This is a genomic window from Brevibacterium epidermidis NBRC 14811 (genome assembly GCF_001570805.1).
Classification (GTDB): Bacteria; Actinomycetota; Actinomycetes; order Actinomycetales; family Brevibacteriaceae; genus Brevibacterium; species Brevibacterium epidermidis.
Window position 1 is genome coordinate 60,688 of sequence record NZ_BCSJ01000003.1, and the last position, 26,990, is coordinate 87,677.

Genomic DNA, 26,990 nt, shown 5'->3' on the forward strand with positions numbered 1-26,990 from the left:
CGCGGTCGCAGCCGCGGTTCAGGCGTCGATGACGAGGTCGGTCTTCGCCGTCGAACAGCACGGCAGGAACTTCCCCGCGTCGATCTCTCGGGCGCGGATGCCGCCCAGATGGTTCATCTCGACATCGCCGTCGAGTTTGACGACCTTGCAGGATCCGCACATGCCCTCCTGACAGTTCGCGGGGATCTTCACCCCCGCCTTCCGCGCAGCCTGGAGGACCGTTTCGTCCTCCCCGACGCAGACGTTGAGGCCGGTGCGCACGAACGACATCGTGTGCTCACCCTGCCCCACAGTAGGCAGTGCGGCCGGGTCGACGACGGCGATTTCGTCATCGTCGCCCGCATCCCCCGCCGAGGCGGCCGCCCCATCCCCGGCCGGGACCGCGGTCCCAGCGTCGGACGCAGATCCGGGATCTGCCTCGGCGAGATTCTCATCGGTGACGCCGACAACCTCGATCTCGACGTCATCCTCGACGGGAACAACCGCCTCGGCGTCGACCGCTTCGGTCGGTGCCCCGACGGCCTCGACCGGTCCGTCTGCGTCGTACTCGGGTTCGTACATGTCGAGCGCGGCCGGCTGGGACTCGAAGTACTCCTCGGTCGTCGCCGCGATCTCCTCGGCGATCTCACCGGCGATGGCGACTTCCTCAGCGTATTCGGCACGGATCTCACGGTCGCCGGAGAAGAACTCCATGAACACCGAGGTGTCGTCGACGCCGACGGTGCGCAGCAGTTCGGTCGCCGAATTGAGGTACCCTTCCGGACCGCAGGCGAAGACCTGCCGACCGTTGGCGTCGGGGACGAGCTCCTCGAGCAGCGACGTCGACAGGCGTCCCGTCCGTCCCTCCCATTCGTCGCCGCATTCCCGATCACCGAGGCAGTAGATGACCTTGATCCGGAAATCCACGTTCGCGAGGAAGTCGAGTTCCTCGGAGAAGGCGAAGGAGTCGGGTGCGGCTCCGTGGTAGAGGAGGACGACATCGGCTTGGCCGGGCAGCGAATGCACGGTGCGGATCATCGACATCAGCGGGGTGATCCCGGCTCCGGCCGCGAGCAGCAGGAACCGTGCCCTCCGGTCGTAATCTGCGAGGTGGAACGCACCGACCGGGCCGAGCATGTCGAGGACAGTGCCGGGGCGGAGGTGGTCATGCGCCCATGGCGACACCTTGCCATTGGGGTCGCGTTTGATCGTGATCGAGAACGTCCACGGCTCGGTCGGGGCCGAGGAGATCGAATAGCTGCGCGACACCGGCTCGGCATCGGGTCCGTCGATGGGGAAGTCGATGTTGATGTACTGCCCCGACCGGAACGCCAGGGGCGCCCCGTCCATGCGACGGAAGACGAAGACCATCATCCCTCCCGCCTCGGGGATGGTCTCCACGCATTCGGCGGCGAACTCCTGCGGGTGCCACGGACCCAGCGCGGTGGCGGCTCCGGCCGGCTCCGAGGCGCTCGAAAGCACGCGGTTCCAGGGCATCTCCAGTCCGCGCACCCGCTGAGCCAGCGGCAGCGCGGGCACAGCGGAGGATCTCATCCGACGTGCTCCCGCATCCGCTGCACGTACCAGTTGATGAAGGCCTCGACCTGGTACTCGCTCTTCATATACGGTCCCTGCTCATAGAACGGGCTCGCCGCTCCCTGCTGGCAGAGTTCGACGAAGGCCTTGTCCTGGAGATTCGTCTGCTTCCAGGTGTGCGTGAGCGCCTCGAGGTCGTAGTCGACGCCTTCGACGGCGTCGTCGGCGACGAGCCAGGTCGTGCGCACGAGTGTCTTGGAGGCACTGATCGGGAACGCCGCGAAGGTGATGACGTGATCGCCGAGGAGGTGGAACCACGAGTTCGGCTGCAGGTGCATCGAACAGCGCCCGAGGCGGAAGTCCGGCAGATCCCCGAGCAGCTTCTTCGACAGCCGGCGTCCGTCGGCAGAGAAGGACTCCCCGGCACCGTCGAGCGATTCGCGGGAGATGCGGATGCCGCCGACGCGGGTGTCGAGCTCTTCGACGACCTCGTAGGGCAGGCCGTAGCGGCGGCAGCGGTACTCGAGGGAGGCCTGGGCCTGCTGATTGCGATCCCAGACGTCTTCGAGGTGCGGCGGGATCGTCTCGTCGGTCAGGCCCCACGTGGGGAACAGCGAGCACGCGAGCTCGGGGTGGCCGTCGCAGTGATAGCACTCGCGGTTGTTCTCCATCACGAGCTTCCAGTTGCCCTCTTCGACGATGTTCTGCTGAAAGGCGACCTTCGTCTTCTCCAGCTCGTGCGGGGCGATATAGGGTTCGAAGATCTTCGCGGTCTCGTGGAAGTCCGTCGGCGGCTCTTCGGCCAGGCAGATGAACACGAGCCCCGCTGCGATCTTCCCGTGTGCGCGCTTGAGCGCGTAGCAGGACTTGTCGAAGGTCATCTCGCCCGGCGCCGAGGCGTGGATGAGGTCACCTTCGGGCGAATAGGTCCACGAGTGGTAGCCGCAGACGAGGTTGCCCGTCGTCCCCTGCGGATCGGTGAGGACTCGTGCCCCGCGGTGGCGGCAGACGTTGTGGAGGACGTTGACGCCGCCGTCGTCATTGTGCAGGACGATGAGAGAGTACGGACCGTAGTCGAGAGTGACATAGTCGCCCGGCTCCGGGATCTCGGCGACGCTGCAGGCGAAGACCCAATGCCGACCGAAGATGGCCTGCATGTCGAGGTTGAAGAGGTTGGGGTCCGTGTAGAACGGCGCTTCGAGCGAGAAGCCTGCCCGACGGGTGTCGAGCCGGATGCGGGTCTCGTCGAGCTTCTCCTCGGTGAATCCCGCGGGGAAGCCCCTCTTCGTCGGCGCCAGGTTGGTAGCGGTCAATTCTCATCTCCCTTGATGTCTGCCGTTCGTGGTTTCGCAGCGCCGCTCACGCCGTTTCGACCACTGTGCTCCAGCTCGGTGAGCTCGATCACGGATGACACACTAGCGAGCTTCACACTGCAGGAAAAGCGCGAGATTCTGTTTCGTACCGTACGGAATCAATGCATAATCGTGGTCATGATCGATCCGCGCCTAACCACCCTGCGCACCTTCGCCGAATGCGGCACCGTCGCCGCCACCGCAGAGCTCACCGGGTACTCCCCATCGGCGGTGTCCGGGCAGCTTCGAGACCTGCAGCGCTCCCTGGGCATGACGCTGCTCGCCAAGGACGGACGCGGCCTGCGACTGACGTCGACCGGCCGCTACCTGGTGCGCCGGTCGGATGCATTGGCGGCAGTGTGGGAGGACATCCGGGCCGGCGCCCTGAGTGCCGGAGACCAAGCTCCGACTCGCTTCGGCATCGGAGGATTCTCGACCGCCTCGTCGAACCTCCTGGCACCCCTGGCCGCGAAGCTGCGCACCAGCCGACCGGAGGTCCGCGTCCACGTGGTCGAGGCCAGCCCGAGCCGCTGCTTCGAACTGCTCGTCGCCGAGCGCATCGATCTGGCCGTCATCGTGTCCATGCAGGGCCATGTGCAGGTCGAAGAGGATACGCGCTTCGAAAGCGTCGACCTCCTCGACGACCCGCTCGACGTCATGGTTCCCTCCGATCACCCCGTCGCAGGTCGGGAGTCGGTGACGCTGAGCGAACTCGCGGGAGAGGAGTGGATCACAGCAGGCCCGGGATCGCCCTATCACTCGCTTTTCATCGCTGCATTCACGGCGGCGGGAGTGACCCCATCGGTGGCACACGAGTCAGCCGAGTGGGAGACCTCGGCAGCCCTCGTCGGGGCAGGCGTCGGGGTCAGCCTGCTGCCGCGACTCGCGAGCCTCGCGGGCGAAGACAACGTCAGCCGTGTTCGGCTGACCGGATCCGGCCGACTGAGCCGAAAGATCATCGCCGCCATGCGGGCGGGCAGCCGCCGGTCGCCTCTCATCCGCGATTCCCTGCAGCATCTGCGCACAACCTCCCAGTACATCCTCTCGACCCGCCTGCGCGAAGACTCCTGACGCGCCGCCGCACGTCGACGGCCCTCGCGCCTCGCGAAGAAGCGTCTCCGCCCTCCCGCCCCGGAAGCTTTCCTCGAACGGGGGTTGACAGAGCTCTCTCACGGCGGCGAGACTGCATCTAAGTCTGATGTCAGACTGATATGTCAGTGTCGACGATGGACTGCCGTCCATCGCTCTGACATGTCGAACTCCCACGCTTTCGCACCCATGGAGGCTCAACGATGAGCAATAAGGCAATCAGCTATGCAGGCCCCGGGAAGGTCGAGGTCATCGACACCGAGTACCCGGAATTCGTCCTCAAGGATGGGCCTGGAGTCAATCCCGCCAATGTCGGCCGCAAGGTCGATCACGGCGTCATCCTCAAGACAGTGGCGACGAACATCTGCGGCTCCGACCAGCACATGGTCCGGGGCCGTACGACTGCCCCGGAAGGTCTCGTCCTCGGTCACGAGATCACCGGTGAGGTCGTCGAGGTCGGACGGGACGTCGAGTTCGTGCGTGTAGGCGACCTCGTGTCGGTGCCGTTCAACATCGCGTGCGGTCGCTGCCGCAACTGCAAGGAGGGCAAGACCGGTATCTGCCTCAACGTCAATCCGGACCGCCCGGGATCGGCATACGGCTATGTCGACATGGGCGGCTGGGTCGGCGGACAGGCCGAGTACGTGCTCGTGCCTTATGCCGATTGGAACGTCCTGAAGTTCCCGGACAAAGACCAGGCGATGGAGAAGATCCTCGACCTCACGATGCTCTCCGACATCTTCCCCACCGGCTTCCATGGTGCCGTCAGCGCCGGCGTCGGTGTGGGTTCGACGGTCTACGTCGCCGGTGCGGGTCCCGTCGGAATCGCCGCGGCCACCTCGGCGCATCTGCTCGGGGCGGCCTGCGTCATCGTCGGCGATCTCAACGAGGATCGCCTGGCTCAGGCTCGCGGATTCGGGTGTGAGACGGTCGACGTGTCCAAGGGTGATCCGAAGGACCAGATCGCGCAGATCCTCGGCGAGCCCGAGGTCGACTGCGGCATCGACGCCGTCGGCTTCGAGGCACGCGGACACGGCAAGGACGCCAGCCACGAGGCACCGGCGACGGTGCTCAACTCGCTCATGGACATCACTCGAGCCGGTGGTAGCCTCGGCATCCCCGGACTCTATGTCACGGGTGATCCGGGCGCGGCCGATGAGGCGGCGAAGGAAGGGTCGCTGTCGATGCGCTTCGGCCTCGGCTTCGCGAAGTCGCATGTCTTCGTGACCGGACAGTGCCCGGTGATGAAGTACAACCGGGGGCTGATGCAGGCGATCGTGCACGACAAAGTCTCGATCGCGAAGAACGTCAATGCGACTCCGATCCGCCTCGAGGATGCCCCGCAGGGCTATGCGGACTTCGATTCGGGCGTGGCGAAGAAGTTCGTCCTCGACCCCCACGGCCTCATCTCTGCCTGAGGCTCTCAGACCTCACGCTGAGCCCGAGCTTCTCTTGGCCGAAAGCCGGGCGAAGCGGTGAGAAGTGGTCGCAATCGGATGCGTTCAGGACCTCCTGAGCCGCCGGTTGCGGCCACTATTTTCGTCAGCCCCGCTCCTCGTCCTCCAGCCGCGCGAATGCCAAGTGGGCGAGCGCCGCGGCTTGATCGCCGAGCAGACCGTCATCAAAGACCACCCTGGGCGAGTGGTTCGTCTCGGCGTCCGGGTCGATGCCCTCGGGTGTTGCGCCGAGGAACACGAATGTGCCCGGCACTTTCTGCAAGACGAATGAGAAGTCCTCGGACCCCATCCGCGGATGCTCCATCTCGACGACCCGCTCGGACCCGAATACTGAGCCCAGTCGCTCGAGCACGACCGTCGACTCGGCAGGGTTGTTCACGGTCACGGGGAATCCCACTTGGAAGTCCACCTCGGCGGTGCAGCGGTGAGCCCGGGCGATGTTCTCGGCGATCTCCGTCACCCGCTCCTGCAGCAGGGCCACAGACTCGGCGGAGAGGAAGCGGATGGAGGCGGTGAGCTTCGCCGAGTCCGGGATGACGTTGCTGGCCTGCGCGGCTTCGAGCTGAGTGACCGAGACGACGACGGGATCGAAGATGTCGAAGGACCGACCGGTCATCGTATTCAGGGCCAGCACCACCTCGGCGAGCGCCGGCACGGGGTCGCGGGTCGCCTGCGGTTGGCTGCTGTGTCCGCCCGCCCCGTGGATGGTCAGGTTGAGGTCGGCGAAGCCGGCCATGAGCGGCCCGCCCTTCGTCGTGAAGCGACCTCGAACGTCGGCTTCGACGTGGATGCCGTAGGCCGCGACGACCGGGACTCCGGCGGCCTCGAGCACGCCCTCGGCGATCATCGGCTCGGCCCCGCCTTCGACCTCCTCGGCGGGCTGGAACATGAAGATGATCGACCCGGGGATCTCCTCGCGGTGAGCCGCGAGCAGGCGTGCGGCACCGACGAGTCCCGCCGTGTGCAGGTCGTGACCGCACGCGTGCATATTCCCGTTCTCAGAGGCGAAGTCGAGGCCGGTGTCCTCGACGACCGGCAGCGCGTCCATGTCCCCGCGCAGCAGCACCGCGGGCCCGGGTTTCCCGCCCTTGAGGACGGCCACCACCGAGGTGAGCGACTCCCCCGTGGTGATCTCAAGTCCCAGCCCGGCGAGCTCATCGAGCACCGTCCGCTGCGTGAAGGGAATGTCGAATCCCAGTTCGGGGTTCGCGTGCAGCTTGCGTCGCAGGGAAATGAGATCGCCGAGGTGGCCCTGAGCTTCGGTGCGGAAATCTGGGGTGGTCATGGGGCTCCTCATCGTGTGGGTGGCGTGCGGTTCGGTTCGACCGGTTCCGGTCGGCTGCTGTTACCAATCTATGCCCTGCGGTGGTCAACGCACCCTTGTTGCCGGTCTGCACGGGCAAGTAATGTTGATTACCCACGTCACTCAACGAGGAGACCGAGCGTGCGCATCATCATCACTCAGAACATCACCCTCGACGGTCGTGTCGAGATGCTCGACGACTGGTTCGATCCGCAGGCCCAGGACGAGGAGCTCTCGGCCGAACTCATGCGGCAGTCCGCGAACGAGGACGTGCTGCTGCTCGGTCGGCAGACCTTCGAGGACTTCCGCGGCTATTGGCCGAACGCCACCGATGACACCACCGGAGTCGCGGACCACCTCAATCAGGTCGACAAACGCGTCGTGTCTTCGACGTTGACCGAACCGGGCTGGCAGAACACGCAGATCATCAGCTCCGATCCGCTGCGCGCGGTCGCTGACCTGCGCGAGGCACCGGGACGCGATGTCATCGTCACCGGCAGCATCACCCTGGCTCACGAACTCATCGCGGAGGGACTCGTCGATGAGTATCGGATGTTCACCTATCCGGTATGGCAGGGTCGCGGACGCGGTTACTTTCACGACGGAGCGCACTCGGCCAGACCGCCGCGCCTCAAGCTCATCGATGCGAAGTCCTTCCCGAGCGGCATCACCTACTCGGCCTACGAGCCGAGCGTCTGAGCGGCGGCGAACTCACACACAGCCGTAGAGCCGCCTCGCCTCACGCAGTACCGAACATGACCTTCCGGCCGTCGGGGTCTTCTACCGTGACGACGACATCGTCGACCGCCACGAGCGGAGTGCCCGAGTTCTTGATCCGTTCGAGGAACTCCGCCTGATCCGGAATCCGGAAATACAGGTGCGTGAGATTCGACTCCGTCACCGGTGGGAACGCATAGTCGGCGAACGCCTCCGCCGAATGCAGCGCCAACTGCACTCCCCCGGCCTCGACGACGAAATACGTGTACTCCTCATCGCCCTCGGTCGTCAGCGGCAGATCCGCGATCTCGCGATAGAAGGCGGCGGTCGCCTCGGCGTCGGTACAGGTGAGGAACACCCCGCGAAACGTCGATTCCATGGCCAACTCCCTTCGCTGCGGATCGCACGGACCGTGCTCCGTGCTCTTCCGGTAGCCGCAGTGTACCCGCCGAGGCGGTCGACCGTCAGTGCCCGATCGACGAATCCGAGACGAACAGATGGCACGCTGAAACCCGCCGATCCCGCCGACCGCAATCACCCTTGCCACGTGACACACATACTCCACACATTCTTCGGGGAGTCGGCCCTGTTAGCCTGGCAGGCTGAAACCGATGAGCAGGAGTGAATGTGCGAACGAACCGGTGGCTGCTGGGCCTGGCCATGTCCGTCTCCGTGGTGGCGTTGGCCGCCTGCGGAAGTCAGGGCGACGAAGCATCGCCGAAGGAGTCCTCGGCCGCAGCCGAACAGTCCCCCGGCGCCGACTCCGCCCAAGACCAACAGGGTCAGCAGGGCAAACCGAACACGAAGGACATTCCGAAGGTCGTCGCCGAGGTCAACGGCAAGAAGATCCTCAAGGACGACTTCGTTCCCCTCTTCGAAACCCAGTACCAGCAGATGCAGATGCAGGCTCAGCAGTCCGGCCAGCCGGTCGATGAGAAGGGCCTGAAGAAGCAGACCGCTGAGAACCTCGTGAGCACCGAAGTACTCGTCCAGGAAGCCGATAAGCGCAAGATCGACGTCTCGGACAAGGACATCGACAAGGGGCTCCAGGAATCTGCGAAGTCAGGGCAGATGAGCGAGAAGGACTTCCTCAAGGCCATGAAGGACCAGGGCATGGATGAGAAGAAGGTCCGCTCGGAACTGAAGAACCAGTTGAAGATCGAAGGTCTCATCGAGGACGAATACGGTGAGTTCGAGGTCAGCGGTGAAGAGATCGGGCAGGCCTACGAACAGGCGAAGTCCCAGCAGGAGCAGATGGCTCAGCAGGGCGGCCAGGGCCAGCAGGAGATGCCGCCGATCGACGAGATGCGCCCTCAGCTCAAGGAGCAGGTGAAGAGCCAGAAGTCTCAGGAGGCGACTCAGAAGTTCGCGAAGAAGCTGCGCAAGCAGGCTGACGTCACGATCCACCTCTGAGCCCCGAGAGCCACGGATTTCGTCCCAGTTGGCAAGAAACTGCCGTCTTTTCCCAAGAAAATGCTGAGCATTCCTCGCATTCTGTTTGTATGGAACTTACCCTGAGGTGGACTATCCGGTCGGTCGGCTGACCGCCGGTCGCCTGCTCCGTCCGCTGACCGGTGTCGACGGTGACACGAGTTTCATTCACGAAAAGGACTTCCCGTGGCTTCCATTCTCACGCGCTCGGCAATTGTCGCGCCGAAGAACTTCAACCGGTGGCTGATCCCACCGGCCGCTCTGGCCATCCACCTGTGCATCGGCCAGGTCTACGCATTCAGCGTCTTCAAGATTCCGTTCATGACCCACTTCGACACCGGTGAGGTCTCGATCGGCTGGATCTTCTCAATCGCAATCCTCATGCTCGGCATCTCCTCGGCCGTCTTCGGCCCCTGGGTGGAGAAGAACGGCCCTCGCGCCTCGATGGTCGCTGCCGGAACCTGTTGGGTCGTCGGCTTCTTCATCGCCTCATTGGGCATCGTGGCCGGTCAGCTGTGGTTGGTCTACCTCGGTTACGGAGTCATCGGCGGAATCGGTCTGGGCATCGGCTACATCTCCCCGGTCTCGACGCTGATGAAATGGTTCCCGGACCGTCCGGGCCTGGCAACAGGGCTGGCCATCATGGGCTTCGGCGGCGGTGCCCTCATCGCCAGCCCGATGTCGAACCAGCTCATGGCACTCTACGGCGGCGGTGCCGAACCGGAGCACCTCGTCGCCGGACTGACCCCAACCTTCGTCACCCTCGGCATCGTCTACGCCGTGGTCATCGCCGCCGGCGCCTTCGTCATCCGCGTCCCCCACCCCGAGTGGACCCCGAAGGGCTTCGACCCGTCGAAGGTGGAGGCCAAGCCGATGCAGACGAAGGGCAACGTCTCGGTGCGCAACGCCATCCGCACACCGCAGTTCTGGCTGCTGTGGGTCGTCCTGTTCCTCAACGTCACCGCGGGCATCGGCATCCTCGAGAACGCCGCCCCGATGATCCAGTCCTACTTCGGCATCACCGCCGCCGCGGCAGCTGGCTTCGTCGGTCTGCTCTCCATCGGCAACATGGGCGGGCGCTTCATCTGGTCGACGACGTCGGACTACCTGGGGCGGAAGAACAACTACATGATGTACCTCGGTGTCGGCGCGATCCTCTACCTTCTCGTTGCGCTCTTCGGCGGCGGGTCGATCATCCTCTTCGTGCTGGCCACCCTCATCATCATCTCCTTCTACGGCGGCGGATTCTCCACCGTTCCCGCCTACCTCAAGGACCTCTTCGGCGTCTACCAGGTCGGCGCTATCCACGGTGCGCTGCTCACCGCCTGGTCGGCGGCCGGTGTGGCCGGTCCGCTCATCGTCAACTCCGTCGTCGAAGCCGGTGAGGCAGCGGGCAAGGAGGGCCCCGCGCTCTACACCCCGGGCATGTTCATCATGGTCGGCGCGCTGGTCATCGGCTTCATCGCCAATGCGCTCATCCGCCCGGTCAGCGAGAAGTACTTCGAACGCGAAGAGGACGTCGCCGCCAAGCAGGCCGCCGCCCTCGAAGAGAACTGAAGGAAGGGTCCGATCATGAACGATTCCACCCACATCGCCCACGTCCCCGACTCCGGTTCACCGCAGTCCCCCGTCGGCGGCGCCTACAAGGCCATCGGCTCGACGCTGACCGTCGTCGTGGTCGGCGGCCTCCTCTGGGGCCTGTCCCTGACCGTGGTCAAAGCCGTCGCGATCTTCACCGGCTGACACCCTCGCCGAGGCGGCCCCCACCGGCCGTCTCAGCTGACGACCGACGAAGTCGAAGCCTCGCTCCAGCTGCGCCACAGCCTGGCCACAGCGTCCAGGTGCTGAATAGGAGTCATCACGCACTCCGAAACAGCAGAGAAAGGCACAGCCCATGAGCACCAACCCCCGACGTCGTCTGGCTGCGGCGGTCACTGCCGCCGCAGCCGCACTGGCCCTGACCGTCGGCACGGCCGCGGGACTGCCAGCCGCCGCGGCGTCCCACACCGCCACGGTTGCAGCCACCCAATCCGCCGTTCCTTTCACTGGGCAGCCTGCCAACCCTGGACAGGCCACTGACCCCGGACAGGGCGGCGGGCAGTCGTCCGGTCTCGGCCAGGGCAATGGCGGTTCCACCGGCACCACTCCGGGCAACGGCACCACACCCGGCGGGAACTCGCAGTCGCCGAACACCGGCCAGGGTTCCAACGGCTCGAGTCAGCAGGAGGCCTCCCCAGCCAGTGCTGAGGAATCCACGGGAGTCGTCCTCATCGACACCGAACTCGGCTATGAGAACGCCGAGGCGGCCGGCACCGGCATCGTTCTGAGCAAGGACGGACTGGTGCTGACCAACAACCACGTCATCGCCGATTCGACGAAGATCGCCGTCACCGTGGCCACGACCGGCAAGACCTACGAGGCCTCCGTCGTCGGCTCCGATTCGACGAAGGACGTTGCAGTGCTCCGACTCAAGGACGCTTCGAACCTGCAGCCGGCCACCATCGATGAGGACTCCGTCGACGTCGGAGACGATGTCACTGCCGTCGGCAATTCCGAGGGACAGGGACAGCTGCAGGCCGCCGACGGCACGGTCACCGACCTCGGCGCGTCCGTCACCACAACTGCTCAGGGAACCGAGGATTCGGAGACTCTGGGAGACATGATCGAGGTCCAGGCCGATATCGTCTCCGGCGATTCGGGCGGCGCACTGCTCGATGACCAAGGCGAAGTCGTGGGCATGAACACGGCCGCCTCCTCCGGCGCCCCCGTCGTCACCGGCTTTGCCATCCCCATCGAGACGGCGCTGACGACCGCCGAATCGATCATCGACGGACAGCAGACGAGCACGAACACGATCGGCTATCCGGCGTTCCTCGGCATCGGCGTCCAACAGGACTCGCAGTCGACCCAGTCGGGCCAGGGCAGCCAGTCGATCCAGCTGGGAGACGGCAACTCGAACAGCCAGTCGGGACAGTCAGGCCAGTCCGGCTCAACGTCGCAGACCGCGGGTGCGGTCGTCGCCGGTGTCTATGAGGACACCCCCGCCGCCGAGGCGGGACTGACCGCCGGAGACACGATCACACAGATCGGCTCGACGCAGATCACCGACGGCACGGCTCTCTCCTCCGCCATCGCCGAGCACAAGCCTGGTGACACGGTGTCGATGAGTTGGACGGACGCCGACGGTCAGTCCCACACCGCCGAGGTGACTCTCACCGAAGGCCCTGCAGCCTGACGGGGAGATTGCCCAACCACCCCGGGCGAGACGTAAGATCGGGCCATGTCCGGACACGAAGACGCCTCGCCCGCGGAGTGGTCGCCCCGCACCCGGCAGAACCGGGGGCGCCTCGACTGGCCGACGATCCTGCGCAATATCGCCCTCGCTCTCGCCCTGTTGGCCGGAGTGTGGGCGGTCTTCAATGTCCGCCTGCCCTCGGTCGACGTGCTGCAGGCCGATATCGCGGCCGCCGGGTTCTGGGGCTTCGCCGTCTTCGTCCTCATCTACATGGGCGTCGCCGCCACCCCGATCCCCGTAACGATCATGGCCACGGCCGGAGGACTCATCTACGGACTGCCGTTCGGCACCATCCTGTCGATGGTCGGAGTCGTCGGGGGCTGCTGGATCGGCTACTGGATCGCCCGAGCACTCGGCCGGGACACGGTCCTGCGACTGCTCGGATCCCATGCCGAGACGATCGAATCCAAACTCACCGACGGCGGCTTCTACGCGGTGTGCGCCCTGCGCCTCATGCCCGGGTTCCCGTACTGGCCGGTCAACTACGGCAGCGGAGCACTGGGAATCGACAACCGCACTTTCCTCAGCGCCACTGTCATCTCGTCCCTGCCGGGCCAGCTCTCACTCGTGGCCGTCGGCGCCTTCATCGGTGAGCCGAACGTCCTCAACGGCATCGCCGTGGGCATCTCCTGGGCCCTGGTCATCGCGCTCACGATCATCACGATGCGGCGGTGGAAGTCCGCACGCGATTCGGAGAGCTCGAAGAACGGGACGACCGAAGTCCCCGACGACGACTGAACGAGAGGCTCAGCCGAAGTTCGGCTTGCGGCGCTCCTGGAATGCTCTGAACCCTTCGGCATAGTCCGGGGTATGACGCGCCGATTCCTGCAGGGCCGCCTCTTGGGCGAGTACCTCGGCGAGGTTCGGCTGTTCGTCGGCGAGCTTCTGCACGAAGCCCTTCTCCATTGCGAAGGCCTCGGCCGGCCCGGTGACGATCTTCTCGAGCTTCGATTCGACGAAGTCGGACAGTTCCGCAGCTGGGACCGCACGGGAGACGATCCCCGTGGCGGCCGCCTCGGCGCCGGTCAGGAAATCACCGGTGACGATGAGGTCCATCGTCCGGTGATAGCCGACCCGGTCCAGGAACACGTGGTGGGCGCCCGAATCGAGCATCGCGCCGATCGCGGCGAACGGGGACCCGAACTTCGCATCATCGGCGGCGAAGATGATGTCCGCGGCCGCGGCGACCCCGTACCCGAGCCCAAGCGCGGCCCCCTGGATCTGCGCAATCACCGGGATCGGCAGCGCCCGGATAGCCTGGAACACGGGAGCGAAGATATCGGCGAGGAACGCATGCGCGTCATCGGTCTCGACGTCGACGTTCGCAATATCGCGACCGGAGCAGAAGACCTTGCCCTCCCCACGGATGAGGAGCACGCGCACGTTGGGGACCGCCTCGGCGACCTTGGCCACGGCGGCGGCGATATCGCGGAGGTTGTCCGCGTCGAGGGCGTTGCGCGACTCGGGTCCGTCGAGGATGATCTCGGCGATCGGGCCGCGGTTCTTCAGCTGGATCTCGGTCATAGATGCTCCTTTGCGTGTCCTTGCAGTGGCGGTGTCACCAGGTGTAGAAACCCTGCCCGGTCTTGCGGCCGAGTTCACCCGCGGCGACCTTGTCCTTGAGTATCTGCGGGGGTGCGAACCGCTCGCCGATCTCGGCGGCGAGGTGCTCGGCGATGCCGAGGCGCACGTCGAGGCCGACGATGTCCGTCGTCTTCAGCGGGCCGGCCGGGTGGCGGTAGCCCAGGGTCATGGCACGGTCGATGTCCTCGGCGCTGGCGACGCCGTCCTCGACCATCCGCATTGCTTCGAGAGCGAGAGCCACGCCGAGGCGGGAGGACGCGAATCCTGGTGAGTCCTTCACCGTGATGGCCGTCTTCCCCAGTCCCGTCACCCATTCCTTGGCAACGTCGACGAGCTTGGGATCGGTGTGGGTGCCAACGACGACCTCGACGAGTTCGGACACAGGCACCGGGTTGAAGAAATGCAGTCCGATGAGCGCCTGCGGTCGCGGCAGAGCCGCAGCGAGTTCGTCGATCGACAGTGCCGAGGTGTTCGTGCCGATGGAGGCTGCCGGAGCATGCTTCGCGATGGTCGCGAGCACCTCCTGCTTGAGTTCGACGATCTCCGGCACGGCTTCGACGACGAGGAGGGCCTCGTCGAGCAGGGTGGGGTCACGGTCGACGACGACGGTTCCGGGCACCTCGATGCTCTTGGACTGCGACTTCTCGATCGACGCGTCGATGCGCTCCCTGGCGGATGCCACGGTCTCATCGGTGTTCTCGATGACGATGACGCGGGCGCCGGCGGTGGCGAAGGCATGGGCGATTCCGGCACCCATCCGTCCGCCCCCGTACACGCCGACGACGTCGGGAACGCGGGCGCTGTTCGGGGTGCTTCTCGTGGTGTCGCTCATGCGTTGTCGCCTTCTCCTCGGGTGCGCGTCTCTTGCTGTTGGTCGATCGCTTCGGTGGCCACGGCTTCGGCGCGTGCACGCTCGGCCGCTTCCTGTTCGGCGGCCTTCTTCGCCTTCTTCGCTTCGCGTTTGGACAGGAAAGCGTCCATGCGGGCGAACTTCTCTTCGGTTTCGAACAGCACGGCCTGAGCCACATTGTCGATGAGCGGATGCGCTTCACGCGGTGCGTGGAACGCCGACTTGCTCAACCGCACGGCCAGGGGTGCGAAGCTCGCAATCCGATCGGCCAACGCCTGACCGGCCAGTTCGAGGTCCTCGGGGTCGACGACGTCATTGAGCAGACCAATCGCCTTGGCCTCATCGGCCTGCAGGGTCCGGCCGGCCAGCAGGATCTCCTTGGCGCGGGGTTCCCCGACGAGCTCGCGCAGACGCCAGGCGGCACCGGCCGCGGCGAGGATGCCCAGGCCGGTCTCCGGGTTGCCGATCTTCGTCGATGGGGTGCCGATGCGGAAGTCCGCGGCGAAGGCGAGTTCGGCTCCGCCGCCCAGCGCATATCCCTCGACGAGGGCGATGACGGGCATCGGCAGTTCCTGGATGCGGGAGAAGATCTTCGAGTTGATCCCGGCCAGGGCATCATCGCGGCGCCGGTTTCGCAGCTGCGAGATATCGGCCCCGGCAGCGAAGACTCCGGAGGTGCCGGTGAGGATCGCGACCTTCGGTTCGGCCTCGAGTTCGGCGCACACGGAATGGAGGGCATCAACCATCGTCTGATCGATGGCGTTGCGGACCTCGGGCCGGTTGAGCCGGATGATCGTCCGGTCCGGCAGGCGTTCGATGAGCAGCGGGGAGGCAGTATCGCTCATCCCGGCTGCACCACCGCCGTCTCCGGCGCCGGCGCTCATACGCGCTCCAGCAGCAGCGCCGATCCCTGACCGACGCCCACGCACATGGTCGCCAGTCCCTTCTTCGCATCGGCCTGTTCCAGACGGTTGAGCAGAGTCAGGGTGATGCGGGTGCCCGAGCAACCGAGCGGGTGGCCCAGCGCGATGGCTCCGCCGAAGGTGTTGACGGTCTCCGGGTCGAGTCCGAGTTCGCCCATGCAGGCCAGTGACTGGGAGGCGAAGGCTTCGTTGAGTTCGACGGCGTCGAGTTCGCCGACGCCCCAGCCGGTGCGCTCGAGCACCTTGCGGGTTGCGGGAATGGGTCCGACGCCCATGATCTCCGGTGACACACCGGCATTGGCACCGGCGACGACGCGGGCACGCGGGCTGAGCCCGTGCTTGTTCGCATAGTCCTCGGACACGAGCACGACGACTGCGGCACCGTCGTTGAGCGACGAGGAGTTTCCTGCGGTGATGACTCCGCCGGGTCCGTGGATGGGGCGCAGCTTGCCGAGCTTCTCCAACGTCGAATCGCGCGGACCCTCATCTGCGGCGACTTCGCCGATGGGCAGGATCTCCGGGTCGAAGCTGCCCGCCTTCTGCGCGGCGAGCGCCTTCTGATGCGACTGATAGGCGAATTCGTCGAGGGCCTCACGGCTCAGCTGCCACTTCTCGGCGACGCGTTCGGCCGTCTGCGGCATGGACAGGGTCGTGTCCTCACTGAAGGCGGGGTTCGTGAAACGCCAGCCGATGGAGGTGTCCCAGGTCCGGCCCGGCTTCGACCAGGCGCGCGAGGGCTTTTCGCTCACCCAGGGGGCGCGGGTCATCGATTCGACTCCGCCGGCCACGACCACATCGGCGTCTCCGGCGGCGATCATCGCGCGTGCCGTCGTGATCGCGGTCATTCCCGAGGCGCACAGGCGGTTGACGGTGAACCCGGGCACGGATTCGGGCAGGCCCGCGAGCAGCACGGCCATGCGGGCGATGTTGCGGTTGTCCTCGCCGGCCTGGTTGGCCGATCCGAGGATGACTTCGTCGATGTCCGAGGCGTCGATGCCGGAGCGTTCGACGACGGTCTTCAGCGTTGTGGCCACGAGGTCATCGGGCCGCTGATCAGCCAGGACACCTCCGTAGCGGCCGATGGGTGTGCGCAGTCCGTCGAGAATGAATGCTTCGGTCATGGGTCTCCTCGGTGAAGTGAAGTGGGCTCACGCCCGCGTAGTTGGGTCGGAGTCCCGGCCAGTGTACGGTTCGTCGGTGACCGGCCGGAAGACTCCGTGCCGGAGCGCCCCGATAGGGAACAGCTCTCGGCGGACAGGCTCAGGAGTCGAAGTCGACGACGACTTCGTCGCTGACGGGGAACGTCTGGCAGGTGAGGACGAAGTTCGCCTCGACCTCCGCGTCCTCGAGAGCGTAGTTGCGGACCATGTTGACCTCGCCGCCGCAGATCTTTGCACGGCAGGTGCCGCAGACGCCGCCCTTGCAGGCGAACGGCAGATCGGACCGGGATTCCTGCGCGGAATCGAGGATGGTCTTGCCCTGCGACATCGCCGAGGTGGAGCGTTTGCCGTCGAGGATGACGGTGACATCGCTGGTCGCACCTTCGACGACCTTGTCCGCGTGGACGACTTCCGGTGGCGGTTCGTCGACGTAGAAGAGCTCGAAGTGGATCCGCTCCTTGGGCACGTCGAAGTCGGCGAGCACCTTGCGTGCGTCTTCAAGCATGCCGAAGGGACCGCACAGCCACACATGGTCCATGCTGCCGATCGGGACGATCGCAGAGAACAGGTCCCGCAGCTTCTCCTCGTCGAGGCGACCGGAGAAGAGCTCGACATCGCGGGGTTCGCGGGAGAGCACGTGAACGAGGTCGAGCTGCTGGTTGCGGGCGTCCTTGAGGTCGGCGAGCTCCTCGGCGAACATCACAGTGTTCGTATGCCGGTTGCCGTAGAGCAGAGTCACCGAGGCTTCGGGGTTCGACAGCACGGTCGATGCGATGGAGAGCATCGGGGTGATTCCCGACCCCGCGGCGATGCACAGGTGTCTGCCACCGGCTGCGGCGTCGGCGCGGAAGCTGCCCGAGGGCGGCTGCACCTCGATCGTGTCGCCGGCTTTCACCTCGTTGACCAGCCACAGGGAGAAGAGCCCCTCGGGGACTTCGCGCACACCGATGCGCGGAGCGGTTCCGGCCGGGGCGCAGATCGAATAGGTGCGACGGTGCTCCTGGCCGTCGATGATGCGGCGCAGAGTCAGGGACTGTCCGGCCGCGAAGTCGAAGAGTTCGGTGTATTCGCTCGGCACGTCGAAGGTCACGGCGGCCGAATCCTCGGTGAGGTGGTCCACGGACTTCACGGTCAGCGGGTAGAAGGCCGACCGGGAGCGTCCGTCGGCGGGCTCGGTGGCGGGGGCCGCCTCGGCGGTCTGATCGATCAGATCGGTCATCAGATCTCCTTCACATGGTCGAACGGTTCGAGGCAGACGTTGCACTGGTACATGGCCTTGCACGCGGTCGCGCCGAACTCGGAGGACAGCCGGACGTCGTCGGATCCGCACAGCACGCAGGTTACGGCGCGGCGGGTGGGCATGAGCGTCAGCGCCACCGGGCCGGAGTTGCGCGGTGCGGCTCCGGGTGGGGAGATTCCGGCGTCCTTGAGTGCCTTCTTCCCGCGTTCGGTGATCCAGTCGCTCGTCCAGGCAGGTGTCAGGGACACGCGCACCTCGGCGTCGGGGAATCCGGCGAGGAGGAGTTCACGCTGCAGGTCATCGCGCATCGTCGCCATCGCAGGGCAGCCCGAATAGGTCGGGGTGATGACGGTGACGACGTGTCCGTTCTCGATCGCGACGTCGCGCAGCACACCGAGGTCGAGGAGGGTGAGCATCGGCATCTCGGGGTCGGTCACGCGTTCGGCGGCGGCCCAGGCACGGTCGATCGCCTCGGCGTCGGTGATATCTGCTGGGCGGGTGCCGGTGCGGGTGTCGGTCGGGAAAGTCTCGAGCATGGCGGTCACCACTGCCCCTCCGGATGCTCCCGGGCGACGACCTGCATCTCGGCGAGCAGCTTCGACAGGGCTTCGGTGTGGAGTCCGTCGCGGCCCTTGCCGCCGTGGACACCGACTCCGGCCAGACCGCCGCGTTCGGGGCGGTCGATTCCGGCTGCGGCGAACACCTGGTCGAGGATCACGGAGGCTTCGTCGGCGACCGTCGCGGGGTCGACACCGATTCCGGCCTCGGCCACGGAGGCTTCGACCGAGTGGGTCTCGAAGAGTTCGGACCACAGCGGCCACAGGCCGTTCAGCGCCGTGACCAGGCGGGACTTCGACTCTTCGGTGCCGCGGGCCAGGGTGACGACCCAGCGTCCGGCGAAGTCGCGGTGGTAGGACATCTCCTTGACGCCCTTGGCTGCGATGGCCGCGAGCACGGTGTCGCGGCTGTCGACGAGTCGTTCGAAGATCGACAGGCGCCAGGTGGAATAGATGAGGATCTTCGCGACCGCCTCGGCGAAGTCGCCGTTGGGCACCTCGGCCAGGCGGACGTTGCGGAAGCCCAGGTCGTTGCGGAAGAACGCGAGCCGGTCCTCATCGGGCACCGGCGAGCCCTCTGGAAGATCGGGCACGAGCTCCGGATCGGCGGCTGCGGAGCGGGCGAGCAGGAGACGCGCCTGACCAAGGAGGTCGAGAGCGATGTTCGCCAGCGCGATGTCCTCTTCGAGGTCCGGGGCATTCGAGCACCATTCGGAGATGCGCTGGCTGAAGACGAGCGCGTCATCGCCGAGCATCAGGCAGTATGCGCCGAGGTCCTTGGCATCGACACCGTCGGGAACGGTCGTGTCGACACCGGCCAGGGGGTCTTCGAAGTCCGTGCCGAAGGCCCAGTTCGCGTCATTGACGAGCAGTCCGGAGTACGCGTTGTCGTGCGTATCGTGATCGACGTTCGTGCCGGCCTCGTCGTGTTCGACGTGGACGGTGGGTTCGTTGTTCGCAGTCATTGTTCGCCCCTTCTCACATATGGGGGACATCGGCGGGGATGTCGTAGAAGGTGGGGTGACGGTAGACCTTGTCGCCGCTGGGGGCGAACATCGGGTCCTTCTCGTCCGGGCTCGAGGCCGTGATGTCGGAGGCGCGGACGACCCAGATGCTCACGCCTTCGTTGCGTCGGGTGTAGACGTCGCGGGCGTGGTGGACGGCCATCTGGTCATCGGCGGCATGCAGGGATCCGACGTGGACGTGGTTGAGTCCGCGCTTGCCGCGCACGAAGACCTCATACAGCGGCCATTCGCCGCGAGTCGAGCCGGAATTGTCCTTCGCCGAGGCGGCGCCTGGGTTGGTCTCGGTCATTTCGCTGCCTCCTCGGCGGTGGTGGGTTCAACGGCGGCCTGGTTCTCGGCGAAGGCGAGCGCTGCTTCGCGCACCCATGCCCCTTCGTCCCAGGCGCGCTTGCGGTGGGCCAGGCGCTGTGTGTTGCAGGGTCCGTCACCCTTGACGACGGACCAGAACTCGTCCCAGTTCGGGGTGGAGAAGTCGTAGTGTCCGCGCTCTTCGTTCCACTTGAGGTTCTCGTCGGGGAACGTCACGCCGAGTGCTTCGGCCTGCGGGACGGACATGTCGACGAATTTCTGACGCAGCTCGTCGTTCGTGTGGGTCTTGATGCCCCACGCCATCGACTGCTCGGTGTTCGGTGAGTTGTCATCGGGAGGTCCGAACATCATCAGCGCCGGCCACCAGAAGCGGTTGACCGATTCCTGGACCATCTCGCGCTGGGTCTCGGTGCCGCGCATCATCGTCATCAGCAGTTCGTAGCCCTGACGCTGGTGGAAGGACTCTTCCTTGCAGATGCGGATCATCGCGCGGCCGTAGGGACCGAAGGAGGTCCGGCACAGCGGCACCTGGTTGCAGATGGCCGCACCGTCGACGAGCCAGCCGATCGTTCCGACGTCGGTGTAGGACAGGGTCGGGTAGTTGAAGATCGAGGAGTACTTCTGCTTGCCGGCGACGAGCTTCTCGGTGAGCTCGTTGCGCGTGGTGCCCAGAGTTTCGGCGGCCGAGTAGAGGTAGAGGCCGTGTCCGGCTTCGTCCTGGACCTTCGCCAGCAGAATCGCCTTGCGTCGCAGAGAGGGCGCGCGGGAGATCCAGTTGCCTTCGGGCTGCATGCCGATGATCTCCGAGTGCGCGTGCTGCGCGACCTGGCGGATGAGCGTCTTGCGGTAGGCCTCGGGCATCCAGTCCCGGGGTTCGATCCGATCCTTGGCCTCGATCGTGGCGTCGAACTGCTCCTGCAGCTGCGCCTCATCGAAGCGGTTGTCGTTCATCTGAGTTGTCATGACCACTCCACCCTTGGATGTGCCCTTGTCAGGACCTGCCGCGGTCAGCGAGTGCCGACCTCGAATCGGTCCGACCATCGTAGAACCTTCGGGCCGCAACATCCATTTACTGACCATTTGTTCTGTATTGTTGATATCAGTGTCGCACACCCCTCGCCGAGGTGCAATGCCACACCCTTCTTCCAACGAATTCCGCGGAAGAACTTGACACCGGCGACGATCGGAACGATATTTATTGACCAGATGGTCGTTTATTCTCCGGCGGGCTGCCCGTCCGGGATCGCGGGGGATCTTTCACCGTCGTCCAAGCGCAATGGCGCCGGCACCTCCTGTGCTTCAGCGCCCGAAACCGCGACTCGAGGAGGAGCCGACTATGGGAGAACCCGCCCACGATACGACGACCGCAGAGTCGGAGACCCCGAACGACACCTCCCCCACCGAGACAGCCCCCATCGAGGAGCTCACCGGCGCGGCCGCGATGTTCGCCAATGACCGCGCTTCGCAGCATCTGGGCATCACCGTCGATGACCACGGACCCGGTTGGGCGCAGTGCTCGATGACGGTCACCGAGATCATGACCAACGGCCACGACATCACCCACGGCGGCTACGTCTTCCTCTTCGCCGACACCACCTTCGCGATGGCCTGCAACTATCCCGGCTCGATCACGGTCGCATCGGGAGGGGACATCGACTTCCTCAAGCCCACGTACCTCGGAGACGAGCTCGTCGCCCGCGGCCACGAGATCGTCAAGCAGGGACGCTCGGGCATCTACGACGTCACGGTCACCCGCGGCGATGACATCATCGCCACCTACCGCGGACGCTCCCGCACCCTGCCGGCCCGCAAGTGAGAGATGCCTGCAGGCAGACCCCACCCAACCACCCGTCGAGGACAGGTCGCCGATCCACGGCGGGCCGCCTCGGCGGATCACAGATCTGAAGCACAGAAGAGATTCGCAAGGAGACGATGATGACTGAGACCGACCTCGACGCCGGCGAACGGATGAGCCTGGACGAGCTGCGCGCCGACCAGCTGAAGAACCTCAAGACGACGGTGACGTCGGTGTACGAGAAGGTGCCCTTCTACCGGAAGGCCTTCGACGAACTCGGCGTCACCCCGGCGGACATCACGAGCCTCGATGACATCGCGAAGCTGCCGTTCACGACCAAGCAGGACCTGCGCGACAACTATCCGTTCGGGATGTTCGCTGTCCCCCAGGATCAGGTCGCGCGCATCCACGCCTCCTCGGGCACGACCGGTCTGCCGACGGTCGTCGGCTACACCCTCGGCGATCTCGATCGGTGGGGCAGCCTCATTGCCCGGTCCATCCTCGGTGCCGGCGGCAAACGCGGGCAGATGATGCACAATGCCTACGGATACGGCCTGTTCACCGGCGGTCTGGGCGTCCACGGCGCCGAGCGTCACGGCTTCACCGTCGTGCCGATCTCCGGTGGTCAGACCCCGCGGCAGGTGCAGCTGATCCAGGACTTCAAGCCGGACATCATCACGGCCACCCCGACCTATCTGCTCACGATCCTCGACGAATTCCACAAGCAGGGCGTCGATCCGACGAAGACGAGCCTGAAGACCGCGATCTGCGGTGCGGAGCCGTGGACGGACGAGATGCGTAAGGAGATCGAGAGCTCCTTCAACATCAACGCCGTCGACATCTACGGCCTCTCCGAGGTCATGGGACCGGGCGTGGCCTGCGAATCCGCGGAGACGAAGGACGGCCCGACGATCTGGGAGGATCACTTCTACCCGGAGATCGTCGATCCCTTCACCGGCGAGGCACTGCCCGACGGCGAAGAAGGCGAACTTGTCTTCACCTCGCTGACGAAGGAAGCGCTGCCGATCATCCGCTACCGCACGCACGATCTCGCGACGCTGCTGCCGGGCACCGCTCGCCCGAACTTCCGCCGCATCTCGCGCATCACTGGCCGCTCCGACGACCTCATGATCATCCGCGGCGTCAACGTCTACCCCGCGAACGTCGAGACCGTGCTCTTCGAGTTCGCGCCACTGAGCCCGCACTTCCAGCTCGTCCTCACCCGCCCGGGACGGATGGACGAGATGAGCGTCGAGGTCGAGGCCCGCGAAGGCGTCGGCGCCGTCGAGCTCGACGGCCTCGACAAGCTCGTGGCCGCCCGCATCAAGGAGCGCCTCGGCGTCTCCTGCACCATCGATATCAAGATGCCCGGCGACCTGCCGCGCTCGGTCGGCAAGATGAAGCGCATCATCGACCGCCGTGAAGGCGTGCGCTGAGATGAGCACTCTGGATTCGGGCATGCGCAGCGGCCGCTCTGTGACCGGGAACGCGGCGTGCTGCCGCGCAGCTGGATAGACTGGTGCGCATGCCTGAATCCCCCTCACCTGCGCAGACTTCGCCGGATACGGCGACGACTGCGAACTCGGCCGCCGAGGCGGACGCGCAGTCATCGACTGCCGCGTCGACATCGTCGGCCACCCCCGCCGAGGCGAGCGCCCCCAAGCGCTCCCGCCGTGGCCGTCCCGGATACGACCGGGAGACCCTCATCAACAAGGCCACGGAAGTCTTCGTCTCCCGCGGCTACGACGGCACGTCAATGGACACGGTTGCCCGCGAGCTCGGCATCACGAAGTCCGCGATCTATCACCATGTGACGTCGAAGGAAGAGCTGCTGCATCTGGCGATCAGCCGCGGGGTCCGCGCCCTCGATTCCGCTGTGGAGACCGAGAGTCTGCGTGAGAACGTCAACGCGCTCGAACGGCTGCGGCTGGCCGTACGTGCCAGCGTGGTCATCCTCATCGAGTATCGCCATTCGGTGACGCTTCTGCTGCGCGTGCGCGGAAACTCGCCCTTGGAGCGCGAAGCCCTCGAGGCACGCCGCAATATCGATGCGAAGGTCCGCGCCCTCGTCGAGGCAGCCATCGCCGAGGGCGGTCTGCGCTCGGACTTCACCCCCGGGCTCATCACGCGCCTGCTCTTCGGCATGGTCAACTCGATCACCGAGTGGTACCGGCCCAGCTATCCCGTCGATCCCGAGACCATCGCCGAGGCGGTCACGACGATGGCCTTCCAGGGGCTGGAGGCCTGAGGGCCTTCACCCCATCAATCTGGACAGCGACGTCCCGGGAAGAATTCCATGAACGCTGCCGACTCGACGGTTCCGATCATCCTCAATCCGAGTGCACGCAAAGGCGCCGTGCTCAGACGTATCGACCCCCTGACGACGGCGTTCGCCGAACATGGACTCGAGGCAAGGTTCGTCAGGAGCACGAGCGCGGACCACGCCAAGCAGCTCGCTGCTGACTTCGCCGCACAGGGTTCGGATCTCGTCGTCTCCCTCGGCGGTGACGGGATGGCGCGTTCGGTCGCAGCCGGGCTCGTCGACACGGACACCGCGTTGGGTGTCATCGCCGGTGGACGCGGCAACGATCTCATCGGCAAACTCGGCATCCCGAAGGACATCGAGGCAGCCGCGGCCATCATGGCCGACGGCCGTGACCGGACCATCGATGTGCTCGACCTCGACGGGAAGGTGTGTCTCGGCAATGTCTGTCTCGGCCTCGACTCGACCGTCCAACACCAAGCGAATGCGGCGAGGCTCATCCGCGGCCGCTGGGTCTACCTCTACGGGGTCGTCCGCGCGCTGCTGCCGCCCAAACGCATCGAGCTGGAGCTGACCATCGACGGCCAGCGCTTTTCATTTCGTGGGCTCACTGCGGGGTTCGCGAATTCCGGGCGCTACGGCGGCGGGCTCAGGCTCTCCCCCGAGGCGGCCCTCGACGACGGGCTCATCGACGTGGTCCTGCTCCAGGAGGGGTTCCTGCCCAAGCTCGCCGTCGAAGTCGTGGAGTACAGTTTCGGCCGTCATCACCGGCACCCTCATATCCACTTCACCCACGCTCGGGAGGTGGAGATCGACGTCCCGGAAGGGGCCGCCCCGATCGAGATCATCGTCGACGGCGACGCAATCGCGCAGACCCCTGCCACCGTGAAGATCCGACCCTCAGCACTCAAGGTCCGCGTTCCGCGAACCTCCTGAACGACTATGTCCGCCGACTGAACGACAGGGCCCCGCGTCGAGGATCTGCATCCTCGGCGCGGGGCGTTCCTCGTGACGGCCAGTGCTGCCAGTAGGGCTTTCGGGCCGCCTGAGCCTCAGTATTCCTTGGCCACGAGAGTGAGCACGTCGTAGTTCGCGACGGGCTCCTCGTTCTGGTTGACGACCTGTGCGTCCCAGCGGACCTCACCGTATTCGTCGGTCTCACGCGGGGTGATACGCTTCGCGGTGAGCGTGACCTTGAGCTTGTCACCTGGGGAGACGGGCGTGATGAAGTTGAGGCCCTCGAGTCCGTAGTTCGCGAGCACCGGGCCCGGGTCCGGCTGGACGAAGAGTCCGGCAGCGAAGGACACGATGAGGTAGCCGTGCGCCACGCGCCCCGGGAAGAACGGGTTCGCGGCGGCCGCTTCCTCGTTCATGTGCGCGTAGAAGGTGTCGCCGGTGAAGTTCGCGAAGTGCTCGATATCGTCGAGCGTGACTTCCCGCCATTCTGAGTCGAGGGTGTCACCGAGGCGCAGATCCTTCAGCGACTTCGTGAACGGATGATCGCCGAGGTGGCGCTGCGAACCGTTGACCCATTCCCCGCCGATCGCGGTGAGCATGTCCGGGGAGGCCTGGATCGCGGTGCGCTGCATGAAGTGTGTGATACCGCGCAGTCCGCCCATCTCCTCGCCGCCGCCGGCCCGACCCGGGCCGCCGTGGATGAGGTTGGGCAGCGGCGAACCGTGACCGGTCGACTCTTCGGCATCGTCACGGTCGAGGACGAGCACGCGGCCGTGCCACGGGGCGATCTTGCGGACGAACTCGGTGGCGAACTCGGCATCGTGGGTGACGACGGAGCCGACCAGGGAACCGCGGCCGCGAGCGGCCAGGCGGACGGCATCCTCGGTGTCGGAATAGGTGATGATCGAGGTCACGGGCCCGAACGCCTCGATGTCGTGGACAGCATCGGACCACGCGTCATCGGCCTGGAGGACGGTGGCCGCCACATAGGCACCGCCGTGCTCGGCAGCGAGCTTGTCTGATTCCTCACGCCCGCCGGTCAGCAGGTGCGCTCCCCCGGCGATGATCTGGTCGACCGCGTCGAGGACGTCGGTGCGCTGCTTGTCGGAGACGACAGGCCCCAAGCGGGTGGACTTCTCGCGCGGGTCGCCCACACCCTGGGTGGCGAGCTTCGCGATGATGGCTTCGCCGACCGCCTCGGCGTGGGCCTCGGGGACGAAGGTGCGGCGGATCGCGGTGCACTTCTGTCCGGCCTTGATGGTCATCTCGGCGACGACGCCGGAGACGAAGAGGTCGAATTCCTCGGTGCCGGGGGCGGCATCGGGACCGAGCAGGGAGAAGTTCAGCGAGTCCGCCTCGGCGAAGAAGCGGGTGCCGCGTTGGGTCACGCAGTCGAGTCCCGCCAGCTTGCGGGCGGTGTTCGCGGAACCGGTGAACGCAATCGCGTCCTGTTCGGCGAGGTGGTCGAAGAGCGGGGTGACGTCACCGTTGACCAGCTGGATCGCGCCGTCGGGGAGCAGACCGGATTCGATCATGTCGTTGACGACCGCGCGGGTCAGGTGGGCGGTGTCGGTGGCGGGTTTGACGACGACAGGGACGCCGGCGACGAACATCGGTCCGAACTTCTCGAGCATGCCCCAGACGGGGAAGTTGAAGGCGTTGATCTGCAGCGCGAGTCCCTGCCGGGAGGTGAGGATGTGGCGACCGACGAAGGTGCCGTTCTTCGACAGGCGCTCGACTCCGCCGTCGAGGTGGACGGTCGAGTTCGGCATCTGGCGGCGGGCGATGCCGGAGTAGGTGAAGAGGGTGCCGATTCCGCCTTCGATGTCAACGAAGGCGTCGCGCTTAGTGGTGCCCGTGGTGAAGGAGATCTCGTGGTAGTCCTTCGTGCGCTCCATGAGGTAGGTCGCGAGCTTCTTGAGGATCACACCGCGCTGGTGGAAGGTGAGCTTTTGGAGCTCGGCGATTCCGGTGGTCCGAGCATGGTCGGCGACGGCGGTGAAGTCGATTCCGGCCGAGCTCACCGAGTGGAGGAGTTCCCCGGTGCCGGCGTCGCGGACGGGTCGGGCGGACTCGGTCGCTCCGGGCGTGTGCCAGGATCCGGCCACATAGGAACTGAGGATTTCGGTCATGCTTTGCTCTCCCTGGTGAAACGACGTCTCCCGGTC

The 26,990-nt window shown here is 65.8% G+C and carries 26 protein-coding genes; 12 read left to right on the forward strand and 14 right to left on the reverse strand.

Translation table 11 applies throughout. The annotated features are described in order from the left end of the window. Positions 1-18: 18 nt before the first annotated feature. Positions 19-1,533, reverse strand: a complete 1,515-nt coding sequence (locus tag BEP01S_RS01980) for a flavin reductase family protein (RefSeq protein WP_062240061.1) — start codon at positions 1,531-1,533, stop codon at positions 19-21. Next, positions 1,530-2,750, reverse strand: a complete 1,221-nt coding sequence (locus BEP01S_RS01985; protein WP_244882045.1) for an aromatic ring-hydroxylating oxygenase subunit alpha — start codon at positions 2,748-2,750, stop codon at positions 1,530-1,532. The genes BEP01S_RS01980 and BEP01S_RS01985 overlap by 4 nt, the downstream gene beginning before the upstream one ends. Positions 2,751-3,005: 255 nt before the next feature. Between BEP01S_RS01985 and BEP01S_RS01990 the strand changes: the two genes are divergently transcribed. Together BEP01S_RS01990 and fdhA are read left to right on the forward strand one after the other, a co-directional pair. Beyond that, positions 3,006-3,938 carry a LysR family transcriptional regulator gene (locus BEP01S_RS01990; RefSeq protein ID WP_062240066.1) on the forward strand — a complete coding sequence of 311 codons (933 nt, stop codon included), beginning with the start codon at positions 3,006-3,008 and terminating at the stop codon, positions 3,936-3,938. 221 nt (positions 3,939-4,159) lie between these two features. Beyond that, positions 4,160-5,374 (forward strand): formaldehyde dehydrogenase, glutathione-independent, encoded by a 1,215-nt coding sequence (gene fdhA / locus BEP01S_RS01995; RefSeq protein ID WP_062240069.1) that lies wholly within the window; start codon positions 4,160-4,162, stop codon positions 5,372-5,374. A 124-nt stretch (positions 5,375-5,498) separates the two neighbouring features. Here fdhA and BEP01S_RS02000 read toward each other — a convergent pair whose 3' ends face one another. After that, positions 5,499-6,698 carry a M20 metallopeptidase family protein gene (locus tag BEP01S_RS02000; protein ID WP_062240071.1) on the reverse strand — a complete coding sequence of 400 codons (1,200 nt, stop codon included), beginning with the start codon at positions 6,696-6,698 and terminating at the stop codon, positions 5,499-5,501. A gap of 159 nt (positions 6,699-6,857) precedes the next feature. Between BEP01S_RS02000 and BEP01S_RS02005 the strand changes: the two genes are divergently transcribed. Then, positions 6,858-7,415, forward strand: coding sequence for a dihydrofolate reductase family protein (locus BEP01S_RS02005; RefSeq protein ID WP_083532452.1), 558 nt, complete (start codon positions 6,858-6,860; stop codon positions 7,413-7,415). 40 nt (positions 7,416-7,455) lie between these two features. Here the strand turns inward: BEP01S_RS02005 and BEP01S_RS02010 are convergent, their stop codons facing one another. After that, complete coding sequence (locus BEP01S_RS02010; RefSeq protein WP_062240074.1) at positions 7,456-7,812, reverse strand: VOC family protein; 357 nt, start codon at positions 7,810-7,812, stop codon at positions 7,456-7,458. A 248-nt stretch (positions 7,813-8,060) separates the two neighbouring features. Here BEP01S_RS02010 and BEP01S_RS02015 point away from each other — a divergent pair, with 248 nt between their 5' ends. From BEP01S_RS02015 to BEP01S_RS02030, 5 genes are all read left to right on the forward strand, one after another. Further along, entirely contained in the window at positions 8,061-8,846 is a 786-nt protein-coding gene (locus tag BEP01S_RS02015; RefSeq protein ID WP_244882021.1) for a SurA N-terminal domain-containing protein, read from the forward strand. 204 nt (positions 8,847-9,050) lie between these two features. Beyond that, a complete protein-coding gene (locus BEP01S_RS02020; protein WP_062240077.1) occupies positions 9,051-10,421 on the forward strand; it encodes an L-lactate MFS transporter in 1,371 nt (456 codons plus the stop codon). Between the two features lie 15 nt (positions 10,422-10,436). Next, positions 10,437-10,607 carry a hypothetical protein gene (locus tag BEP01S_RS16735; protein ID WP_156483776.1) on the forward strand — a complete coding sequence of 57 codons (171 nt, stop codon included), beginning with the start codon at positions 10,437-10,439 and terminating at the stop codon, positions 10,605-10,607. A 151-nt stretch (positions 10,608-10,758) separates the two neighbouring features. Then, positions 10,759-12,099 carry a S1C family serine protease gene (locus tag BEP01S_RS02025; protein WP_062240080.1) on the forward strand — a complete coding sequence of 447 codons (1,341 nt, stop codon included), beginning with the start codon at positions 10,759-10,761 and terminating at the stop codon, positions 12,097-12,099. A gap of 45 nt (positions 12,100-12,144) precedes the next feature. Further along, the gene (locus BEP01S_RS02030) at positions 12,145-12,897 is read left to right on the forward strand and encodes a TVP38/TMEM64 family protein (protein ID WP_064485747.1); all 753 of its coding nucleotides are present in this window, start codon (positions 12,145-12,147) and stop codon (positions 12,895-12,897) included. 9 nt (positions 12,898-12,906) lie between these two features. Here BEP01S_RS02030 and BEP01S_RS02035 read toward each other — a convergent pair whose 3' ends face one another. The 9 genes from BEP01S_RS02035 to paaA all read right to left on the reverse strand — a co-directional run bounded on the left by BEP01S_RS02035 (position 12,907) and on the right by paaA (position 20,770). Continuing rightward, on the reverse strand, positions 12,907-13,683 hold the full coding sequence (locus tag BEP01S_RS02035) for an enoyl-CoA hydratase/isomerase family protein (protein WP_062240083.1): 777 nt from the start codon (positions 13,681-13,683) through the stop codon (positions 12,907-12,909). A 34-nt stretch (positions 13,684-13,717) separates the two neighbouring features. Then, positions 13,718-14,575 carry a 3-hydroxyacyl-CoA dehydrogenase family protein gene (locus tag BEP01S_RS02040; RefSeq protein WP_062240086.1) on the reverse strand — a complete coding sequence of 286 codons (858 nt, stop codon included), beginning with the start codon at positions 14,573-14,575 and terminating at the stop codon, positions 13,718-13,720. Beyond that, entirely contained in the window at positions 14,572-15,477 is a 906-nt protein-coding gene (locus tag BEP01S_RS02045) for an enoyl-CoA hydratase/isomerase family protein (protein WP_083532453.1), read from the reverse strand. Before BEP01S_RS02045 ends, BEP01S_RS02040 begins: the two co-directional genes overlap by 4 nt. Then, positions 15,474-16,637, reverse strand: a complete 1,164-nt coding sequence (locus tag BEP01S_RS02050) for a thiolase family protein (RefSeq protein ID WP_062240088.1) — start codon at positions 16,635-16,637, stop codon at positions 15,474-15,476. Before BEP01S_RS02050 ends, BEP01S_RS02045 begins: the two co-directional genes overlap by 4 nt. A 139-nt stretch (positions 16,638-16,776) precedes the next feature. Beyond that, the gene (gene paaE, locus BEP01S_RS02055; protein ID WP_062240090.1) at positions 16,777-17,895 is read right to left on the reverse strand and encodes a 1,2-phenylacetyl-CoA epoxidase subunit PaaE; all 1,119 of its coding nucleotides are present in this window, start codon (positions 17,893-17,895) and stop codon (positions 16,777-16,779) included. Then, the gene (paaD, locus tag BEP01S_RS02060; protein ID WP_083532513.1) at positions 17,895-18,452 is read right to left on the reverse strand and encodes a 1,2-phenylacetyl-CoA epoxidase subunit PaaD; all 558 of its coding nucleotides are present in this window, start codon (positions 18,450-18,452) and stop codon (positions 17,895-17,897) included. Before paaD ends, paaE begins: the two co-directional genes overlap by 1 nt. A gap of 5 nt (positions 18,453-18,457) precedes the next feature. Continuing rightward, on the reverse strand, positions 18,458-19,438 hold the full coding sequence (gene paaC / locus BEP01S_RS02065) for a 1,2-phenylacetyl-CoA epoxidase subunit PaaC (RefSeq protein WP_083532454.1): 981 nt from the start codon (positions 19,436-19,438) through the stop codon (positions 18,458-18,460). A 13-nt stretch (positions 19,439-19,451) separates the two neighbouring features. Beyond that, positions 19,452-19,787, reverse strand: a complete 336-nt coding sequence (gene paaB, locus BEP01S_RS02070) for a 1,2-phenylacetyl-CoA epoxidase subunit PaaB (protein WP_062240093.1) — start codon at positions 19,785-19,787, stop codon at positions 19,452-19,454. Next, positions 19,784-20,770 (reverse strand): 1,2-phenylacetyl-CoA epoxidase subunit PaaA, encoded by a 987-nt coding sequence (gene paaA, locus BEP01S_RS02075; protein WP_174521207.1) that lies wholly within the window; start codon positions 20,768-20,770, stop codon positions 19,784-19,786. The genes paaB and paaA overlap by 4 nt, the downstream gene beginning before the upstream one ends. Positions 20,771-21,143: 373 nt before the next feature. On the opposite strand from paaA, the gene paaI reads away from it, so the two are divergent. The 4 genes from paaI (at position 21,144) to BEP01S_RS02095 (ending at position 24,801) form a co-directional block, all read left to right on the forward strand. Beyond that, a complete protein-coding gene (gene paaI, locus BEP01S_RS02080) occupies positions 21,144-21,623 on the forward strand; it encodes a hydroxyphenylacetyl-CoA thioesterase PaaI (RefSeq protein ID WP_083532455.1) in 480 nt (159 codons plus the stop codon). A gap of 119 nt (positions 21,624-21,742) precedes the next feature. Next, a complete protein-coding gene (paaK, locus tag BEP01S_RS02085; protein WP_062240832.1) occupies positions 21,743-23,038 on the forward strand; it encodes a phenylacetate--CoA ligase PaaK in 1,296 nt (431 codons plus the stop codon). A gap of 89 nt (positions 23,039-23,127) precedes the next feature. After that, the gene (locus BEP01S_RS02090) at positions 23,128-23,850 is read left to right on the forward strand and encodes a TetR/AcrR family transcriptional regulator (protein ID WP_083532514.1); all 723 of its coding nucleotides are present in this window, start codon (positions 23,128-23,130) and stop codon (positions 23,848-23,850) included. A gap of 48 nt (positions 23,851-23,898) precedes the next feature. Continuing rightward, on the forward strand, positions 23,899-24,801 hold the full coding sequence (locus tag BEP01S_RS02095) for a diacylglycerol/lipid kinase family protein (protein WP_052240134.1): 903 nt from the start codon (positions 23,899-23,901) through the stop codon (positions 24,799-24,801). Positions 24,802-24,917: 116 nt separating this feature from the next. Here BEP01S_RS02095 and paaZ read toward each other — a convergent pair whose 3' ends face one another. Continuing rightward, positions 24,918-26,954: a phenylacetic acid degradation bifunctional protein PaaZ gene (gene paaZ / locus BEP01S_RS02100; protein ID WP_062240096.1), complete on the reverse strand. Its 2,037-nt coding sequence runs from the start codon at positions 26,952-26,954 to the stop codon at positions 24,918-24,920. Positions 26,955-26,990 lie beyond the last annotated feature (36 nt).

What these genes read in the sequence shown, in the direction of transcription:
- BEP01S_RS02090 (WP_083532514.1), top strand. Translation starts at nt 23,128, where the DNA reads ATGCCTGAATCCCCCTCACCTGCGCAGACTTCGCCGGATACGGCGACG.
- BEP01S_RS02040 (WP_062240086.1), bottom strand. Translation starts at nt 14,575, where the DNA reads ATGAGCGACACCACGAGAAGCACCCCGAACAGCGCCCGCGTTCCCGAC.
- paaC (WP_083532454.1), bottom strand. Translation starts at nt 19,438, where the DNA reads ATGACTGCGAACAACGAACCCACCGTCCACGTCGAACACGACGAGGCC.
- paaA (WP_174521207.1), bottom strand. Translation starts at nt 20,770, where the DNA reads ATGACAACTCAGATGAACGACAACCGCTTCGATGAGGCGCAGCTGCAG.
- BEP01S_RS02025 (WP_062240080.1), top strand. Translation starts at nt 10,759, where the DNA reads ATGAGCACCAACCCCCGACGTCGTCTGGCTGCGGCGGTCACTGCCGCC.
- BEP01S_RS02030 (WP_064485747.1), top strand. Translation starts at nt 12,145, where the DNA reads ATGTCCGGACACGAAGACGCCTCGCCCGCGGAGTGGTCGCCCCGCACC.
- paaK (WP_062240832.1), top strand. Translation starts at nt 21,743, where the DNA reads ATGACTGAGACCGACCTCGACGCCGGCGAACGGATGAGCCTGGACGAG.
- BEP01S_RS02095 (WP_052240134.1), top strand. Translation starts at nt 23,899, where the DNA reads ATGAACGCTGCCGACTCGACGGTTCCGATCATCCTCAATCCGAGTGCA.
- paaZ (WP_062240096.1), bottom strand. Translation starts at nt 26,954, where the DNA reads ATGACCGAAATCCTCAGTTCCTATGTGGCCGGATCCTGGCACACGCCC.
- BEP01S_RS02000 (WP_062240071.1), bottom strand. Translation starts at nt 6,698, where the DNA reads ATGACCACCCCAGATTTCCGCACCGAAGCTCAGGGCCACCTCGGCGAT.
- paaI (WP_083532455.1), top strand. Translation starts at nt 21,144, where the DNA reads ATGGGAGAACCCGCCCACGATACGACGACCGCAGAGTCGGAGACCCCG.
- BEP01S_RS02035 (WP_062240083.1), bottom strand. Translation starts at nt 13,683, where the DNA reads ATGACCGAGATCCAGCTGAAGAACCGCGGCCCGATCGCCGAGATCATC.
- paaB (WP_062240093.1), bottom strand. Translation starts at nt 19,787, where the DNA reads ATGACCGAGACCAACCCAGGCGCCGCCTCGGCGAAGGACAATTCCGGC.
- BEP01S_RS16735 (WP_156483776.1), top strand. Translation starts at nt 10,437, where the DNA reads ATGAACGATTCCACCCACATCGCCCACGTCCCCGACTCCGGTTCACCG.
- fdhA (WP_062240069.1), top strand. Translation starts at nt 4,160, where the DNA reads ATGAGCAATAAGGCAATCAGCTATGCAGGCCCCGGGAAGGTCGAGGTC.
- BEP01S_RS01990 (WP_062240066.1), top strand. Translation starts at nt 3,006, where the DNA reads ATGATCGATCCGCGCCTAACCACCCTGCGCACCTTCGCCGAATGCGGC.
- BEP01S_RS02050 (WP_062240088.1), bottom strand. Translation starts at nt 16,637, where the DNA reads ATGACCGAAGCATTCATTCTCGACGGACTGCGCACACCCATCGGCCGC.
- BEP01S_RS02045 (WP_083532453.1), bottom strand. Translation starts at nt 15,477, where the DNA reads ATGAGCGCCGGCGCCGGAGACGGCGGTGGTGCAGCCGGGATGAGCGAT.
- paaD (WP_083532513.1), bottom strand. Translation starts at nt 18,452, where the DNA reads ATGCTCGAGACTTTCCCGACCGACACCCGCACCGGCACCCGCCCAGCA.
- paaE (WP_062240090.1), bottom strand. Translation starts at nt 17,895, where the DNA reads ATGACCGATCTGATCGATCAGACCGCCGAGGCGGCCCCCGCCACCGAG.
- BEP01S_RS02010 (WP_062240074.1), bottom strand. Translation starts at nt 7,812, where the DNA reads ATGGAATCGACGTTTCGCGGGGTGTTCCTCACCTGTACCGACGCCGAG.
- BEP01S_RS01980 (WP_062240061.1), bottom strand. Translation starts at nt 1,533, where the DNA reads ATGAGATCCTCCGCTGTGCCCGCGCTGCCGCTGGCTCAGCGGGTGCGC.